This window comes from Actinomadura sp. NPDC000929, assembly GCF_040492065.1.
Classification (GTDB): domain Bacteria; phylum Actinomycetota; class Actinomycetes; order Streptosporangiales; family Streptosporangiaceae; genus Spirillospora; species Spirillospora verrucosospora.
In genome coordinates, this window is record NZ_JBEUPA010000330.1 from 1 (window position 1) to 1489 (window position 1489).

General features: G+C 72.1%; 1 protein-coding gene. It reads right to left on the minus strand.

From position 1 onward, the window contains the following. Positions 1 to 264: 264 nt before the first annotated feature. Positions 265 to 1489, minus strand: a 1225-nt coding sequence (locus ABWI04_RS42710; RefSeq protein WP_502913227.1) for a metallopeptidase domain-containing protein, incomplete at its 5' end; no start/stop codon positions are given.

A 1489-nucleotide genomic window follows, 5' to 3' on the forward strand; every position in this document is an offset into this window, starting at 1 on the left:
CGCGAGGGCGGCGCCCGGGCCGGCGACCGCCAGGACGCCCGCCGCGACGGCCGCGGTTCCCGGCCGGGAGACCGCTGTCACCGTACGTCTCTTGATCGTCACAGTGCGCGACATACCCAGCCGGAAGCTCCGGACGACCCCGACATGACCTAGGGAAAGACAACTTAGGGTTCGCGGCCCATTACTTCGGCGGCGTCAACCCCCGCCTCCCCCGACGTCGCGGACGGGACGGCCCCGAGAGGAGGCCGTCCCGTCCGGTAAGGGTCAGCGCAGGGCGCACGTCCCCGAGTCGGACTTCGACGGGGCGCTCTCCGAGGTCCCCGTCAGGCTGAGCCGCGCGTGGCGGGAGGCGCCCGGCCCGGCCTTCGCCCAGACCTCGACCTTGGCGCGGCCGCCCGCCGGGGCGGTGGCCAGCTCGTTCGGCAGCCACGTGGTCCAGCCGGCACCGGACACGGACGCCTTGAGACGGAACACGTCGGAGCCGTGCGGGCCGTCACCGCCCCGGCCCGTGTTGGTGAGCGTCATCGTGCACTTCGTCCAGCCCGCGCCGGTCGGCCGGGCGGGGCCGGAGTCGACCCGCACGCCGCGCCGCTGCGGCCCGGCGCCGTCCAGCGAGCTGACCGCGACCGTGTAGGACAGCACGCCCCTGCGGTCCCGCCTGAGGTTCAGGACGTAGAAGTGCAGCCGGTTCGCCTGGTCGACGTACTCGTACTCGCTGCCGGAGTTCGTCCCCGCGTGGTAGAGCGCGTCGGAGAGCTGCCGGTAGTCGCCGATCGTCATCTTCTTCGGGGTGCCGTCGGGCAGGACGAAGTCGACCTTGTCGATGTCCTGCGGGTTGGCGTCCTCGACCCAGATGAACGGGGCGCGGTCCTGGTCCTTGGTCTTGGCCAGCAGGACGCCGGAGTCGGGCGTGAAGGAGTCCGTGCCCATCCGGTCGACGACTTCGAGGGTGTAGTTGTCGTAGCCGCCGCCGTCGCACAGCGGGTCGGCGCCGGTGTCGCACTTCGGGCTCTTGTCGCCGCCCTCGCCGAGCTTGACGTTGATGCCGGTCAGGCCGCCCTTGCCCGGCTCGACCGACCGGGCCGTCACGTTGGCCACGACCATGCCCGACGCGGCGAGCCCGTCCCGGCTGAGCTGGAGCACGTCGCCGGCGTCCACCATGCCGAGCTTCAGCTTGTTGCGCAGCATGTGCTGGGCGCCCATGGACCCGCCGCCCGTCGCCGGGATCGTCCACCGGCTGTGCGGGCCGCCGGGCCCGTTGAACGTGCCGCGGCTGAGCATGTCCCACGGGCCGCTGTAGGCGCGGCGCGGCGGGTCGCCGTAGGGGTTGTTGTAGTTGTCGCCGATGCCGAGGATGTGGCTGAACTCGTGGGCGTACACGGACATGCCGGAGCTCTCGGCCTGCGTCGAGGAGACGCCCGGGATGGCGTTCGGCCAGATCGTCGAGCCGGCCTGCCAGGACGTCCAGGGGACGTACCGGGTCTTCACC